This is a genomic window from Corynebacterium sp. KPL2734, from assembly GCF_040225595.1.
Classification (GTDB): Bacteria; Actinomycetota; Actinomycetes; order Mycobacteriales; family Mycobacteriaceae; genus Corynebacterium; species Corynebacterium rhinophilum.
Window position 1 is genome coordinate 117703 of the sequence record NZ_JBEHFO010000001.1, and the last position, 14689, is coordinate 132391.

At 59.5% G+C, this 14689-nt stretch carries 12 protein-coding genes; 8 read left to right on the plus strand and 4 right to left on the minus strand.

Annotated elements, in window-relative coordinates; genetic code table 11:
• Positions 1-213 precede the first annotated feature (213 nt).
• From ileS to ABRP88_RS00570, 3 genes are all read left to right on the plus strand, one after another.
• Positions 214-3378, plus strand: a complete 3165-nt coding sequence (ileS, locus tag ABRP88_RS00560; protein ID WP_349835693.1) for an isoleucine--tRNA ligase — start codon at positions 214-216, stop codon at positions 3376-3378.
• A gap of 444 nt (positions 3379-3822) precedes the next feature.
• Positions 3823-4728, plus strand: coding sequence for a hypothetical protein (locus ABRP88_RS00565; protein WP_349835695.1), 906 nt, complete (start codon positions 3823-3825; stop codon positions 4726-4728).
• Positions 4729-5242: 514 nt separating this feature from the next.
• Positions 5243-6604: a hypothetical protein gene (locus ABRP88_RS00570; protein ID WP_349835696.1), complete on the plus strand. Its 1362-nt coding sequence runs from the start codon at positions 5243-5245 to the stop codon at positions 6602-6604.
• Positions 6605-6743: 139 nt separating this feature from the next.
• Here the strand turns inward: ABRP88_RS00570 and ABRP88_RS00575 are convergent, their stop codons facing one another.
• Positions 6744-7976, minus strand: coding sequence for an MFS transporter (locus tag ABRP88_RS00575; protein ID WP_284849988.1), 1233 nt, complete (start codon positions 7974-7976; stop codon positions 6744-6746).
• On the minus strand, positions 7973-8617 hold the full coding sequence (locus ABRP88_RS00580; RefSeq protein WP_349835698.1) for a GntR family transcriptional regulator: 645 nt from the start codon (positions 8615-8617) through the stop codon (positions 7973-7975). The genes ABRP88_RS00575 and ABRP88_RS00580 overlap by 4 nt, the downstream gene beginning before the upstream one ends.
• Positions 8618-8696: 79 nt before the next feature.
• On the opposite strand from ABRP88_RS00580, the gene ABRP88_RS00585 reads away from it, so the two are divergent.
• The gene (locus ABRP88_RS00585; protein WP_349835700.1) at positions 8697-10082 is read left to right on the plus strand and encodes a DNA polymerase IV; all 1386 of its coding nucleotides are present in this window, start codon (positions 8697-8699) and stop codon (positions 10080-10082) included.
• Here the strand turns inward: ABRP88_RS00585 and ABRP88_RS00590 are convergent.
• Complete coding sequence (locus tag ABRP88_RS00590) at positions 10079-10993, minus strand: asparaginase (RefSeq protein ID WP_284784514.1); 915 nt, start codon at positions 10991-10993, stop codon at positions 10079-10081. The two genes, ABRP88_RS00585 and ABRP88_RS00590, sit on opposite strands and share 4 nt — an antisense overlap.
• Positions 10994-11100: 107 nt before the next feature.
• Here ABRP88_RS00590 and ABRP88_RS00595 point away from each other — a divergent pair, with 107 nt between their 5' ends.
• Positions 11101-11736 (plus strand): WKL family lipoprotein, encoded by a 636-nt coding sequence (locus tag ABRP88_RS00595; protein WP_349835702.1) that lies wholly within the window; start codon positions 11101-11103, stop codon positions 11734-11736.
• Between the two features lie 6 nt (positions 11737-11742).
• On the opposite strand, the gene ABRP88_RS00600 is transcribed toward ABRP88_RS00595, so the two are convergent.
• Positions 11743-12687: a hypothetical protein gene (locus tag ABRP88_RS00600; RefSeq protein WP_349835703.1), complete on the minus strand. Its 945-nt coding sequence runs from the start codon at positions 12685-12687 to the stop codon at positions 11743-11745.
• 32 nt (positions 12688-12719) lie between these two features.
• On the opposite strand from ABRP88_RS00600, the gene lspA reads away from it, so the two are divergent.
• Genes lspA through ABRP88_RS00615 form a run of 3 tightly spaced genes read left to right on the plus strand, consistent with a single transcriptional unit; the run spans position 12720 to position 14675 of the window.
• Positions 12720-13220 (plus strand): signal peptidase II, encoded by a 501-nt coding sequence (gene lspA, locus ABRP88_RS00605; RefSeq protein ID WP_284782235.1) that lies wholly within the window; start codon positions 12720-12722, stop codon positions 13218-13220.
• The gene (locus tag ABRP88_RS00610) at positions 13213-14139 is read left to right on the plus strand and encodes an RluA family pseudouridine synthase (RefSeq protein ID WP_284769533.1); all 927 of its coding nucleotides are present in this window, start codon (positions 13213-13215) and stop codon (positions 14137-14139) included. The genes lspA and ABRP88_RS00610 overlap by 8 nt, the downstream gene beginning before the upstream one ends.
• Positions 14136-14675, plus strand: coding sequence for a hypothetical protein (locus tag ABRP88_RS00615; protein WP_349835705.1), 540 nt, complete (start codon positions 14136-14138; stop codon positions 14673-14675). The genes ABRP88_RS00610 and ABRP88_RS00615 overlap by 4 nt, the downstream gene beginning before the upstream one ends.
• Positions 14676-14689: the final 14 nt, after the last annotated feature.

Here is a 14689-nt window from a genome sequence, read left to right on the forward strand (position 1 = left end):
GCGTTCCTGTGACGCTATACTGGCGGGCACATGCGATGATCCGGCCATCACCGGGGGAGCAATTCAGAAGAACAGCCAGAAGGCTCAGTAGAACTGAACGGGTGGGACCGTTATCTCCTTCACCGAAACGAAGCGGAGCTTTTTAGCTCAAGCAGGGTGGTACCGCGAGCCACTGGCCCGTCCCTGCATCAAGTTATAGCGTGAAGGAAGATAATGGTGAAAAAGATTTACCCCAAGGTCGATATGACCGGCGGCTCGAGCCGTTTCCCGGATATGGAAGAAGAAGTCCAGAAGTACTGGAAGCAGGACGATACGTTCCAGGCCTCTTTGGAAAAGACCAAGGACTGCCCCGAATACATCTTTTATGATGGCCCTCCCTTTGCCAATGGCCTGCCGCACTACGGCCACCTGTTGACCGGTTACGTTAAGGACATCGTGCCGCGCTACCGCACGATGTCCGGAAATTACGTCCCCCGCGTCTTTGGCTGGGATACCCACGGCCTGCCAGCGGAGCTGGAGGCGGAAAAGCAGCTCGGGATCACCGATAAAGCCCAGATCGAGGACATGGGTCTAGATAAGTTCAACGAGTACTGCGCTAAGTCGGTGCTGGAATACACCGATGAGTGGGAAGATTACGTCAACCGCCAGGCTCGCTGGGTGGACTTTGACAATGGCTACAAGACCATGGATATCAACTTCATGGAATCGGTCATGTGGGCGTTCAAGGAGCTGTATGACAAGGGCCTGATCTACAAGGGCTTCCGCGTGCTGCCTTACTCCTGGGCGGAGCATACTTCTTTGTCCAACCAGGAAACGCGCTTGGATGATTCCTACAAGATGCGCCAGGATCCCACCTTGACGGTGACCTTCCCGGTCGCAGGTGCTCGCGAGGGCACCGCGGCGGAAAAGGCGCTGGCGGAAAACCCCGCGCTTGCCGATGCCTCCTTCCTCGCCTGGACCACCACCCCCTGGACCCTGCCGTCCAACGAGGCGCTGGCGGTTCACCCGGAGGTCTCTTACGCACTATTTAAGGCCACCGACGGCGAATTCGCCGGACGCACGTTCATCATGGCCGAAAACCTGCTGGGCACCCTGGAAAAGGAACTGGGTGAGGCCGAGGTACTGGTCACCTTTACCGGCGCGCAGCTCGAGGGCTTTAAGTACGAGCCAATCTTCGGTTTCTTTCCAGACCTGCGCAATGCCTACCAGGTGCTGTTGGCAGACTACGTCACCACCGAAGACGGTACGGGTGTTGTCCACCAGGCACCCGCCTTTGGTGAAGACGATATGAATACCACCAACGAGTACGACATCGAGCTGGTGGTCCCAGTGAATGAGGACGGCAAGTTCACCTCCCAGGTCCCGCCATACGAGGGCCAGCTGGTCTTCGATGCGAATAAGTCCATTATCAAGGACTTGAAGGCCGCTGGTCGAGTGGTGCGCCACGTGACCATTGAGCACTCCTACCCACACTCTTGGCGCTCGGGCGAGCCGCTTATCTACATGGCGCTGCCCGCATGGTTTGTGAAGGTCACCGAATTCCGCGATCGCATGGTGGAGCTTAACCACAACGAGATCGAATGGTTGCCGGAGCACATCCGCGATGGCCAATTTGGCAAGTGGCTGGAAGGCGCCCGCGACTGGAATATCTCGCGTACCCGCTACTGGGGTGCGCCCATCCCGGTGTGGATGTCCGATAATGACGAGTACCCGCGCATGGACGTCTACGGCTCTTTGGATGAGCTGGAGAGGGACTTCGGCAAGCGCCCGGAGTCGCTGCACCGCCCGCACATCGATGAGCTGACCCGCCCCAACCCGGACGATCCCACCGGTAAGTCCACCATGCGCCGCGTGCCGGACGTGTTGGACTGCTGGTTCGAGTCTGGCTCGATGCCGTTTGCGCAAAAGCACTACCCGTTTGAAAACAAGGAGTGGTTTGAAACCCACTCGCCGGCGGACTTCATCGTGGAGTACTCCGGGCAAACCCGCGGCTGGTTCTACCTGCTGCACGTGCTGTCCACCGCGCTCTTTGACCGCCCGGCGTTCAAGAAGGTCGTGGCCCACGGCATCGTCTTGGGCAATGACGGGCTTAAGATGTCCAAGTCCAAGGGTAACTACCCGGACGTCAATGAGGTCTTTGACCGCGATGGTTCCGATGCCATGCGCTGGTTCCTGATGTCCTCGCCCATCCTGCGCGGCGGCAATCTCATCGTCACCGAGCAGGGCATCCGCGAGGGCGTGCGCCAGGCGCTGCTTCCCATCTGGAATGCGTACACCTTCTTGCAGCTCTACGCCGAGCAGGAAGCTAAGTTCGATACGAGCTCCACGCACGTGCTTGACCGCTACATCCTGGCTAAGACCCACGATCTTGTGGCCAATGTCGATGCTGCGCTGGCGGGGACCGATATCGCTACCGCCACCGAAGAGGTTCGCCTTTTCGCCGATGTGCTGACCAACTGGTACGTCCGCCGCTCCCGCGACCGCTTCTGGGGCGGCGAGGACGCCAACCCAGAGGCCTTCAACACCCTCTACACCGTTTTGGAGACCACTACGCGCGTGGTTGCCCCGCTGTTGCCGCACGTCGCCGAGGTCATCTACCGCGGCCTGACCGGTGAGCGCTCTGTGCACTTGGCGGACTTCCCGAAGGCCGAGGACTACCCCGCGGATGCGGACCTGGTGTCTGCCATGGACGCCACTCGCGCGGTGGCATCGGCTGCGTCCTCGGTGCGTAAGGCCAATAAGCTGCGCAACCGCCTGCCACTGCCAAAGCTCACCGTGGCCTTCGCCGGCTCGCAGAGCCTGTCGGACTTCGCCGATATTATCCGCGACGAGGTCAACGTCAAAGAGGTTGAGCTTACTGATGATGTCGATTCCGTCGGCACCTTCCAGGTGGTCTGCAACGCCAAGGTTGCCGGCCCACGCTTGGGTAAGGATGTCCAGCGCGCCATCAAGAATCTCAAGGCGGGCAACTACGAGCGCCGCGGCGATGAGGTCGTGGTAGACGGTGACATCGTCTTGAGCCCTGAGGAATACACCGAGCGTTTGCAGGCTGCGAACCCAGACTCCACGGCCCGCATCGAGGGCTTGGATGGCCTCGTCGTCCTGGATACCGAGGTCACCGAAGAGCTCGAGGCAGAAGGCTGGGCCGCCGATGTCATCCGCGGCCTGCAGGATGCCCGCAAGAACTCCGCCTTCGACGTATCTGACCGCATCTCCGTGGTCCTTTGCGTTGCCGAAGATAAGAAGGAGTGGGCGCAGCGTCATGCTGACACCATCGCAGGCGAAGTGCTGGCTACGGAGTTCTCCGTGGTCACCGAGCCGCTTGCGGGTGCCCACGATATCCTCACCGGAGTCACCGCCACCGTAGCCAAGAACTAAGAGCGCACAAAGCTTAAACGTTAAGCGGCCCTGCCTGATGCTATCTACAGCGTCCGGCCGGGCCGCTTTGCGCTTATCAATCAGTGCGTCCAATATGCGCAAGAATGAAAATAAAACAAGAGATGGGGCTGTGCACTTTGTTTTTAGGGGGCCGGAGAAGCTGAAGTAATCGTGGTCTTTGTTTAGCGAGGACGCCATTGCCAACCTTGACAGCATGCATGAAAGCCGTGTTCATTAAGTGATCTCGCACACTTTTTCGGTTTGCCACTTTTGAGTGAAAAATCAATATGGTTTACTAATCCTGCATTTAAAAACGTAAATAACACGATAGAGGTCGTGTTATCCCGCTTTCTGCGGTGTCCGCCTCCCATGCTTTGCATTCTTTGAAAGTAAATCGTGGTGTGTATAGGACCCGTAGCTTGTAGTACCCCTTGGAGGGCTCGTATGAAACTCAATAAGCGTGTTCTCGCTTCTGCAGCTATCTCTGCATCTTTCATGGCTACCGCTGTTACTCCAGTCGCCTGGGCTGCTGGTGAACATCTTAACTGCGTACAGAACTTTCGGGCCGGCGTTGATGCTGGTATTAATGCCAACGTAGCGGAACATCTGCGACGTAACTGTCATTTGAGTGTGGACCAGATCATTCGGCTGAATGTTGAAGATATGAAACAGGTTGCTAGGGAGTTTAAGAAGGACGGTGCTCCTCTTTATTCTGAAGAAGAGTTGAACCGTCTGTCGCCCTCTTACGTCATCGCTCTAGCAAAGGATATCGACGTTTCTCCGGGTGATACCGGCAAGGGGCCCGCTGATGGCGAACAGCAATCCGGGCCTCCTCTTTCGGTGAATGATGTCAAGGCAGGGGACAGGGAAATTACTGGCTCGGTGTATTTGCTCCCAGGTCAGCAGAAGACAATTCAGGCACATTTTCCAAGCCGGATCGTTTCGACTAAAGTGCTAAAATCTGACGAAAAGCCTGGTGAAGGGGGCAAAACCGCTGAAGGTAAAGTTGTCACCTTTAAATTCGGTGTTCCTGAAGAAATTCAATTAAACGCCGGAGATGAAATAATGGTTACTCGGTTCCTTGCTGCCGCAGAAGAGGCCACTAACAAGGACTTACCCGTTAAAGTTATTGTTAAGCCTGCAGAAAGTGGTAAGTCTCCGGGCGATGGTGTCCCTGGCTCTGGAGGGGGCAGCTCTAATTTTGGCAATATCTTTGGCGGAATTGGTGGCTTTGCTAGTTTGGCTGCTGTGGTGGCAGGGGTTGCTAAAATTTTCAACCAGAACTCAAGTCTCGGTCGTCTCTTGCAGCCACTCCGTGACCTTTTGTCGCAGTTTAATATCAAGTTCTAATCCTGTCTGGATTAGCGGATATACGGATGCTCGATGCCCTGACTAATGCTTCAGGCATTAATTAAAGCCGGAGCACCTCTTTGCAGGGAAGCTCCGGTTTCTATTTGACGAATAGGGTCAGGAAAGCGGGTTTTGGTTGTTTAATTTAAATCTCGTGCTACCTGAATGGCCTTATGTTTTGCAGCGGTTATGCGACCCAAGCTGAGTTTGATCCTGCATGTGTTGTAGGAGCCGAAGTAAAAGGTGTCGGCCTCTGTTGAGTAGTGCCCATCTCCTGCGATTGTTTTGTTGCACTAAAGGCGTGGTCATAAAGTGATCTCGCACACTTTTCCGATTGGCCACTTTTGGATGAAAAACCAATATGGTTTACTAATCCTGCGTTTAAAAACGTAAATAGCACGATAAAGATCGTGTTATCCCACTTTCTGCGGTGTTCGCCCTATGCTTTACCTTCTTTGAAAGCGTAACGAGGCATACAGGACCCGTAGTTCGAAGTACCCCTTGGAAGGTTCGTATGAAACTCAATAAGCGTGTTCTCGCTTCTGCAGCTATCTCTGCATCTCTCATGGCTACCACTGTTACCCCAGTTGCTTGGGCTGCTGGTGAGCATCTTAACTGCGCACAGAACTTCCGAGCCGGCGTCGATTTTGATGCTCGCATCAATGCCAACGTTGCGGAGCATCTGCAGCGTAACTGCAAGTTGAGTGTGGGGCAGATCACTGAGCTAAGTGTTGGCGAAATGACACAGACAGCTAAGGAGCTCCTGGGGAAGGACAACACTCCTCTTTATTCTGAAGAAGAGTTGAAGCGTTTGTCACATTCTGAGGTTGTCAGGGAAGCGCGGATCAATGGCGCTTCCGACGATGATGGCAAAGGGCCTGCTGAAGGCGGACAGCAGTCTGAGGCTCCTCTAATGGTGAATGATGTCAAGGCGGGGGATAGGGAAATCACTGGCTCGGTGTTTTTGCTCCCAGGTCAACAGAAGAGAGTTCAAATTAATTTCCCAAGCTTCAGGTCTTTAACTACGGACGTAAAGCTTGAGGAAAACTCTGTTGAGGAGGGTGGAGCCTCTAACGGTAAAGCTGTGACCTTTAAATTCGATGTTCCTGAAGAGATTAACTTAAAGGCAGGTGAAACACTACTCTTTAGTTTGCTCTATGATTCCTTGGCTCCAGACGATCGTAAGAGCAAATCCATACCAGTAGTTGTTAAGTCTGCGGATGTGGCTGGGGAAGAGCGTCCAGATTCTGGGGACTCTGAAGGCGAATTCCCGTTTGCTGTTACCGCGGAAGTAAATGACATCAAGGCAGGAGACAAAAAGGTTACCGGTAAGGTTCGTTTGTACCCAGGCCAAGAGGTGGAAATTGAGGCTTCTTTCCCCAGCGGAAAGATTCAGACGACTGTCGTCAAGCTAGAGAAAAAGTCTGCACAGAAGGGCCAAGTTCCTGAAGGTGAGTTTGTCTCGTTCGAAATCGATGTACCTGCGGACGTCAAGCTAATGGCAGGTGACAAGGTAACCGTTTCCCCAGTTCCTCACGTCACGGATCCGAAAACCGGTGAAAGCAATAGCGTAGAGCTCATCGTGAAGGCTGCTGATAAGGGCAGCGAGTCGCAACCCGAGCAGGCCCCTGGTAACGGTAATGGCAAGGGCAAGGAGGGAGGCAGCGGTTCCACAAAGCCGGCACAGCCATCGGTTCCGGGCGCTGAAGGTACCCCTGGTGCTGGAGAGGGTAGCTCAAAGTTCGGCAAGGTCTTTGAAGGAATTCCTGGTTTGGCTGCTTTGGTTGAAGGTGTTGCCAAGTTCTTCAACAAGAACTCGGGCCTCGCTCGCCTGTTGCAACCACTGCGTAACTTCTTTTCACTGTTCAAGTTCTAATCTTGTTTGAACCAGCAGATGAGCGGATTAGTGCGAGCTTGATGCTCAGACTCGGCTACTGGCAGTGACTAAACCGGAGCCCTCCATGAGGAGGTGCTCCGGTTTTTGCGTTTTCTGGCCGAATGTTGCGGGTCTTGGCTTAGCGCACTGGGCCGGGAAGGTGGGCGCGCCAGCCGTGAATCACATTGATGAGGCAGCACATGGCCAGCAGGGAGCCGATGAGGAATAGTGCAGTGAAGCCTATGTAGGGCGCGAGCGCGCTAAAGGCCATGGGGATAAAGAAGCCGGTATAGGACACGGAATAGAACACGGCGGTAAGGCCGGCGAGGTCATCTTTTCCGGCGATGCGCTGGACTTCGGAAAGGCCGGCGACAAGTGCTAGGCCGTAGCCGGCGCCCATGACGGCGGCGCTGGTGATGCCGAGCGGGAGGGAAAGCGTGCGTGCGGCGATGGCGCCGAAAATGGTACCGACGGTAATGACGGCCATGGCAACCGCGGAGGCGCGGGCGGAGCGGTGGGTGTCAATGACCTTGCCAAACATTTGGATGCCAACACCGCAGCCCAGCGTAATGACGGTCATGAGGCCGGAAAAGGCGATGGGGGCATCGCCGGCGGAATCGGAAAGCAGCTGCGGCAAGAGGGCATAGGCCGCACCCGCGCAGCCAAATACCCAGGGCGCGACGGGAAGGACGATGCGGGAAAAGCGGCGGTGCGCAGCGGATGGAATGTGCAGCATGTGCAGCATATCGCGGATGCTTAAATCCAAGAATGTGTCTTTGACCGTCTCGCCGCGGGGTGGACGGGTTTCGAGGGTTTTCAATAGCCAGACCGCGGTGATGACGGTGAGCAGGATGTGCAGGACATAGGCCAGGTGCGTGGGCCACGGTCCCCATTGGGCTAGTACCGAGGCCAAGGCGGCGCCAATGAGGAATCCGACGGTAAGGCACATTGATGCCCGGCGCGGTCCTGCGGCGGGGTCACCGCCGGAGCGGGTGATGAGCTCGGAAATCCAGGTGGAGCCGACCGCCATGACGATGCCCAGGGCGAGGCCGCACAGGACGCGGCCGGCGGCAATGATGAGGGGCTCTTCGGGAGCGATGGACAGCAGGAATGACCCGGCCAGGGAGAGCGGTGCCGCGGGCAGCATCGTGGGGCGCCGGCCAATGTAGTCCGAGAGCGGCCCAGAGATGAGGAGCGCGGGCACGATGCCGATGACGTAGGCCGCCAAAAGGCCATTGACGGTGACCTGTGAGAAGTGGGATTGCTCGCGGTACATCACGAGCAGGGGAGTAAATTCATTGCCGCCCCAGGCAACGGCCACCATGCTGCCTGCGACGGGTAACCAGTCGCGATTGGCGGTGTCTTGACTCATAGTTGATCCTTCGAATTCTTCAGGTGCGAGCGGAGTGCGGAGAGGTAGTCGGGCAGGTTGGCGGTGAGGAGGGCATCGGCAAGCGTGCGGTGCTGGTCGACGAACGCGCGGGCCCGTTCCACATTGCGCCCGATGGCGGTGGCGGTAAAGCGCTGCTGGCGCTCGCGCAGCTGGTGGCCCACGTTGGCCAGCAAGCTATTGCCGGCGCTGTCCATGATGATTTGGTGGAATTGGGCATCTAGGCGCGTGTATTCGCGGAGGTCTTCGGCATCCAGCGCGGCGTCTTGGGCCGCGATGTTTTCGTGCAGGCGCTTGGCGATGCCCCCGCGTTCTTCCTCGCCCAGCTGGCAGATCTTCTCGGCACTGTGGGCATCGACAAGCAGGCGGGCCTCGTAGACCTCCCGGATTTCTTGGGGGCTAATTGGCACTACCAGCGCGCCGCGCTTGGGATAAAGCTGCAAAAAGCCCTCGAGCTCCAGGCGCAGGAAAGCCTCGTGGGCTGGGGTGCGGCTGACTCCTACCTCGGCCGCGAGTGCGGCCTCTGACAGCATCTGCGAGGAATCGATGGTGCCGCCGATGATCCTTTCTTTGACTAATTCATAAACCCGCTCCGCGGCAGGCTGCATGCTTGTATCGCTCATGCATACATCTTGCATACAAGTTAGTTTAAGCGTCAACCTATTCCCAATTCTGGGGTTGGCGTGACCTAGACTGGAAGGCATGCAGCGTTGGGTCCTACACATCGATATGGATGCGTTTTTTGCCTCCGTCGAGCAATTGACCCGACCGACTTTGCAAGGCCGGCCGGTGCTCGTCGGTGGGGTCGGCGGCCGCGGGGTCGTCGCCGGGGCATCCTATGAGGCGCGTGAATACGGTGCGCACTCGGCGATGCCGATGTATCGCGCCCAGCAATTGGTGGGCCTGCGCGCGGTGGTGGTAAGCCCGCGCCGGGCGGTCTATTCGGCGGCCTCGCGCCGGGTATTTGAGATCATCTCCCAGCACGTGGAGGTGATCGAGCAGCTATCCATCGATGAAGCCTTTATGGAGCCAGAGGCATTGGTGGGTGCGACGGCGGACGAGGTGCACCAGTGGGCGGATGGCCTGCGCGCGCTCATCCGCGAGGAAACGGGCCTGCCGTGTTCCATCGGCGCGGGCTCCGGCAAGCAATTTGCCAAGATCGGCTCCGGTGAAGCCAAGCCCGATGGCACCTATGTCATCCCAGCGGAAAAGCAGCTGGAGATGCTGCATCCGCTCGCGGTGGGAAAGCTGTGGGGTGTGGGGCCGGTCACGGAGGCCAAGCTCAAAGGCATCGGGGTGGAGACCATCGGCGCGCTGGCCGCCATGACCCAAAAGGAGGTGGAAATCTCCATCGGCAGCGTCGTCGGCGTGCAGCTGTGGCAGCTCGCGCAAGGCATCGACGATAGGGAAGTGGCACCGCGCGCGATATCCAAACAGATTTCCACGGAGCACACCTATCCCAAGGACCTGCTCACGGTTGCCGATGTCGATGCGGCAATTACCCGCGCGGCCGAGGGCGCACACCGCCGCCTGCTCAAGGATGGCCGCGGGGCGCGCACGGTGACGGTAAAGCTGCGGATGGCAGACTTCCATATCGAATCGCGCTCGACCACCCTGGCCTATGCCACCGATGACCTGGAGGTATTGACGGCAGCCGCCTTCAAGCTGGCGCGCTACCCGGACGAACTGGGCCCCATCCGCTTAGTGGGGGTGAGCTACTCCGGCCTGGAAGCCGCGCGCCAAGACGTGCTATTTCCGGAGCTCGACCGCGAAATCGTGCGGCCCGTGCTGCCGGATAGTGACTATGAAACGGGCGTGAGCGATGACTCCCCGCCACCGGCGCCGACCACCGTGGTGGTCGAAGACGATGTGGAGGATCAGTGGCACGCCACCCAGGACGTCTACCACCCGGAATTTGGCCACGGTTGGATCCAGGGCACCGGGCACGGGGTGGTCAGCGTGCGTTTTGAAACCCGCGCCACCGGACCCGGCCGCACGAAATCCTTTGCCGCCAGTGACCCAGATTTGGTGCCGGCCGATCCGCTCGATTCCTTAGACTGGCACGACTGGCTGGAAACCCAAGATTAGATAGCAACATAGCGCTTGGGGTCAGGGTTTTGCCGGAATACCTCGGCGGGGTCCGTGCCGGTGGCCAGCGCCGCGGCCAACAAGATGCGCGCCTGGCTGGGGCGGAAGGCCCACGCGTTGATCGCGCCCAGGCTATGCAGGTTCGCCCCGCCGCCGTCGCCGCCATAGGACAACGCGGTTTCCCCATACGGGGTGCGGGTGGAAATGACGACGGGGAGGCCGTCGCGGAGGGCATCGGCAATCGCGCGGCCCATGTCCCCACTCATATTGCCCGCGCCCATGGCCTCAATGATGAGGCCGGCGGCGGAAGCGCGGGCGGCATCGACAAGCACGCGCCCCGCACCCGGGTAGGCAGGGATGATTTCTACCGGGTGCGGCGCCAAGGGGCGCGGCCGTAGCCGCGGGGTGGTATCCGGTACCCGAAGGGACTCGAAAGCGCGCAGGTCAGAGGTGTGCTGCTTGCGGGCCCCGCGCGCCGGGATGGTCATGCCGCCAAAGCAGATAAAGACGCCGGGCCGCCCACTGAGGGCGAGCTCACGCGCATCGCGGAGATTGCGCGGGCCATCCGGGTGCGGGTGATCGTAGGAACGCTGCGCGCCGGTGAGCACGATGGGCGTATCGCCGGCGCAAAAAATCTCCAGCGCCATCGCCGTCTCTTCCATCGAATCGGTGCCATGGGTGATGATGACGCCGTCAATGTCCGCGCGGGCGGTCTGCTCATTGACCACCGCAATGAGCTCGTCGAGGTCCGCAAGCGTAATAGAAGAGGAATCGAGCTGGCGAAATTCCACAACCTCGGCGTCGATATCGGCCGCGAGCTGCGCGCCGGTGACGGTGGGAACGAGGGAACCATCCTGCACCGTGGTGCAGGCAATCGTGCCGCCGGTGGCGATGAGGGCGAGATGAGTCATGCACCCCACAATAAAAGAAGACGCGCCGAGGCGGCAGGCGCGAACCAGAACAGCTGGGGCAAATGTAAACTGATGGGAGTTTATATCCCAGACGTGAGGAGTGAGAAGTGAAATTCCGCAAATTTGGTGCCGCGTGCCTCGCATTGAGCGCGGCGGCCGCCCTGTCCGCCTGCTCTTCTGATGACGAGCAAGAAGATACCACCAAGAACAGCGAATCCAGCGAATCCGCGTCCGCCGACGGCGATTCCGCGGCCCCCGCGCTGCCGTCCGCCGCTGACTTGAACGCTATCCTGGCAAAGGCCACGGACCCGGCGGCATCGCAGGAAGAAAAGACCGCCACGGTGGAAGGCGGCGAATCCGCCCCAGAGATCTTTGACACCATGGCGCGCTCCAAGGAAGAATCCGGCGCGGAATTTGCGGTCGTGGATCCCGTCCTGCCCGGCTATGACCCGCAATCCGTGCTGACCACGGTGAATTTCACCACCGCAGATGGCCAGGAGCAGACCGCGGACCAGGTGGAATTCATTTATCAGGATGGCACCTGGAAGCTGTCGAAGACCTGGGCCTGCACGCTGATTCAAAACACGGTGCCGCCTGAGCAGGTTCCGGAGATGTGTGCCGATACCGGTGCGGGCGCGCTGCCTGCTGATGAAGGCGACGCTGCCCCTGCCCAGGGCGATGCCCCCGTAGACGGCGCAGAGCAGGCGCCTGCCGAGGCCCCCGTAGAGGCTCCCGCCGAGTAAATCCTGTTACTCAGAAAACGCCAGCTCCGTCAGGCTTGATTGCACCACGCGCAGGTCTGAATCGGCGGTGCCGTAGGTTACCTTCGTATCGAAGGACACGTCACCGCCCACGGGGAGCGGCTTGGTCAGATCCACCGTGACGTTGCCCGAGGAATTGGTAGAAGAATCCAGCACGTCGAGTTCCTTATCCTCCAACTCCGTGCCCGCGGCCTGACCTTCGAAGGATAAAGCGCCCAGGGTGGGGCGTTGTTCCACCTCGACGGATAGCGTGACGCGGTCACCATCGATGGACTTGACCGTATAGCGTGTCGTTTGCAGGAGCGTGGATTCCCCCGTTACGCGCGAATCCACCGTCCACGTCGCGCCGGTGCCCACCTCTTCCTCTGGGAAGACGATGGGCAGCGCGGTCAGCTTCATGATTGCCTGTTCGACGGTGCCGCGCGCCTCATCGCTCGCGTCCTGCGGGGCGGCCAAGCGCAGGGAATTCATCTGGCCATTATCTTGACTGCGCCAGCCGAATTGGAACCCAGACGCAGAAGATATATCAGTATCGCCGGAGTATTCCGGATCCCCTGCGGTGACAAACGCGTTGCGCGAGGCCGGCAATTGATCCTCGACGTCCTCGGTGGCTTTATCTACGGACGCCGAAAGCGGCAGGGTAGTGGTCTCCTTATCCACATCGGCGGCCTGGAAATCGGCGGCGGCGGATTTATTCAGCAAGTCCTGCGAAAATCCCTCCGTGGCGCGGTAAGTTACCTCCTGCGAGGAGTCGATGTCGTGATATTCCAGCAGTTTCTTCTCACCAGTTCCGGCATCTTCGACGGTCAGGCGAGGGGCATCGATAGTCAGGCCGACCGGCTGCTCCACTGCAGGGCCGGGGGTCTCATAAGAACAGGCGCTTAGCGCTACGGCGACGGCGGAAAGGGCTGTAAAAACTTTGACTCGAAACACGCTTACCAAAATACCGGACACTCCAGATTAGAATGATGTGGGTGAGCCAAAAACGAAGGAGTAAGACAGGTCTTATCGCCGCGGTGGTCATCGCCGTGGCGGTTGTGGATCAAGCCGTAAAACAACTCATGCTTACCGTCCTGACGGAGGGCGAGCCGCATTATGTCATCGGGGACTGGTTCAGGTTTAACCTGCTCTTTAACCCCGGCGCGGCGTTTTCCATCGGTGGCGAGGGATCGACCTGGCTGTTTACCACCATTCAATTGGCGTTCGTCTTAGGCGTTGCCATCGCCGCCCCGCGCATCCACAATACGGGCCAGGCTCTGGGGCTGGCGCTCATTGCTGGTGGGGCATTGGGCAATTTTGCAGACCGCATCTTCCGCGACCCAGGCTTTTGGTTCGGTCACGTCGTGGACTATATCTCGGTCGGCTCGTTCGCGGTCTTTAATATCGCAGATGCGGCCATTACCTGCGGCGTCGTCATCTTCATCGGCGCCATGCTAATTGCGGAACGGAGGGCGGAAAATGAATAGGCAATTGCGCAGTTTCCCCATTCCAGAAGGCTTGGAGGGCATGCGTGCCGATGCCGCGCTTGCCAAGCTCCTCGGCCTCTCCCGCTCGGCCACCGCCCAGCTGTGCGCCGAGGGCGGGGTCACCGTGGATTCGCAGGAGCTGGGTAAATCCGAGCGCCTCGCCTCCGGTCAGGTGGTCTCGGTTCTGCTTCCGGAGCCGGAAAAGCCCCTGCTGCCGCGCGAGGAGCTGGTCGAGGGCATGGACGTTTTATATAGCGATGCCGATATCATCTGCGTGCACAAACCCGTGGGCGTCGCCGCGCACCCGAGCGTGGGCTGGGATGGGCCGACGGTCATCGGCGGGCTGCGCGCGGCAGGGTATAACGTGGCCTCGCTTGGCCCCACCGAGCGGCAGGGCATCGTCCACCGCCTAGACGTGGGCACATCCGGGGTCATGGTGGTGGCTTCCTCAGGGCGCGCCTACTCGGCGCTCAAGCAGGCATTTAAGTCCCGCACCGTGAAAAAGACCTATCACGCGGTGGTCCAGGGCCTGCCCGATCCGATCGAAGGCACCATCGATGCTCCCATCGGCAGGCACCCGAAATCGGGCTGGAAATTCGCCGTGCTGGATGATGGCAAAGCCGCGGTCACCCACTACCGCCTCATCGAGGCCTTTCGCGAGGCCAGCCTCATCGAGGTGCACTTGGAAACCGGCCGCACCCACCAGATCCGCGTCCATATGTCCGCTACCGGGCATCCCTGCGTCGGCGATCCCATGTACGGCTCGAATCCGCAGCTTTCTGCCCGCCTGGGCTTGGAGCGCCAGTGGCTGCATGCGGTGCAGCTGGGCTTTACCCACCCCGGCACCGGGAAGTGGTTCGAGGCCCGCGCGCCCTATCCCGATGACCTGCAGCATGCCCTGGAGCGACTGCAGGGATGAGGAAGTTTTATTGGCGGCGCCGCCTAGCGGCACTGGTGCTGGTGCTGGTGGCGGGCGTGGTGGCTCTGGTGCTTTTTGGCACGCTGGGCACGCAGGCATCCACGCGCGTGCAAGGCGACCAGCTGGGCCCGGACGGGGAATCGCGCGCGGAGTATATTGAGCGCGTTAATTCCATGGACATCGATCCGGATGCCGCCACGTATGCACTGGTCACCTTCGATACCGAGCTGCCCCCTGTCGCCGTCGCCGCCGCGCTGACTGATATTCCGCGCATGGACGCCATCCTGATGGGCTCGACCGCGCCTATCGCGGTGCCGGAGCCCGTCGCCGGCGAGGATCGCGCCGCGGTGATTAACCGCACCTTCGACCGCATAGGTGCGTCCTACGGCCAGCGCCCCAGCGCGGTGAGCGCCGCCGTGGTGTGGGGCACGGGCACCCAGCTTGCCGATGTCGCCTCCCTCCCCGCCGTCGCCGCCGTCGAGCCCGCGCCTGCCGATGCCGCCTGGGGTAGCTTCGCCGTGCGCCCACCCAGCTAAATTTGCCATCCTGA

What these genes read in the sequence shown, in the direction of transcription:
- ileS (WP_349835693.1), top strand. Translation starts at nt 214, where the DNA reads ATGGTGAAAAAGATTTACCCCAAGGTCGATATGACCGGCGGCTCGAGC.
- ABRP88_RS00565 (WP_349835695.1), top strand. Translation starts at nt 3,823, where the DNA reads ATGAAACTCAATAAGCGTGTTCTCGCTTCTGCAGCTATCTCTGCATCT.
- ABRP88_RS00570 (WP_349835696.1), top strand. Translation starts at nt 5,243, where the DNA reads ATGAAACTCAATAAGCGTGTTCTCGCTTCTGCAGCTATCTCTGCATCT.
- ABRP88_RS00575 (WP_284849988.1), bottom strand. Translation starts at nt 7,976, where the DNA reads ATGAGTCAAGACACCGCCAATCGCGACTGGTTACCCGTCGCAGGCAGC.
- ABRP88_RS00580 (WP_349835698.1), bottom strand. Translation starts at nt 8,617, where the DNA reads ATGAGCGATACAAGCATGCAGCCTGCCGCGGAGCGGGTTTATGAATTA.
- ABRP88_RS00585 (WP_349835700.1), top strand. Translation starts at nt 8,697, where the DNA reads ATGCAGCGTTGGGTCCTACACATCGATATGGATGCGTTTTTTGCCTCC.
- ABRP88_RS00590 (WP_284784514.1), bottom strand. Translation starts at nt 10,993, where the DNA reads ATGACTCATCTCGCCCTCATCGCCACCGGCGGCACGATTGCCTGCACC.
- lspA (WP_284782235.1), top strand. Translation starts at nt 12,720, where the DNA reads ATGATGTGGGTGAGCCAAAAACGAAGGAGTAAGACAGGTCTTATCGCC.
- ABRP88_RS00610 (WP_284769533.1), top strand. Translation starts at nt 13,213, where the DNA reads ATGAATAGGCAATTGCGCAGTTTCCCCATTCCAGAAGGCTTGGAGGGC.
- ABRP88_RS00615 (WP_349835705.1), top strand. Translation starts at nt 14,136, where the DNA reads ATGAGGAAGTTTTATTGGCGGCGCCGCCTAGCGGCACTGGTGCTGGTG.